The 231-nt window shown below is 63.2% G+C and carries 1 protein-coding gene; it reads left to right on the top strand.

Annotated elements, in window-relative coordinates; genetic code table 11:
* A partial coding sequence (locus tag AC0IX4_RS23420; RefSeq protein ID WP_471831471.1) for an SDR family NAD(P)-dependent oxidoreductase occupies positions 1–231 on the top strand: 231 nt, incomplete at both ends.

The following is a 231-nucleotide window of genomic DNA, read 5'->3' as shown; positions in this document are numbered from 1 at the left end:
GAGCAGTTGGGCCGTCGCATCGTTGCCAAGGTCGCGGACGTCCGCGACTCCGACGCCATGTCCACTGCAGTCGACGAGGGCGTCGCGCAACTCGGACGGCTCGATATCGTGGCTGCCAAAGCGGGAATCTTCACCCTCGGAGCTTCCGACTCGATGAGTCCGGACGACTGGCGCGAAACCATCGACGTGTGTTTGACAGGTGTGTGGTTCACCTGCCAGGCAGCGATACCC

Source organism: Rhodococcus sp. AC861 (assembly GCF_979256035.1).
Note: the sequence above shows the minus strand (reverse complement) of the source record. Positions and strands in the feature narration are given on the sequence as shown.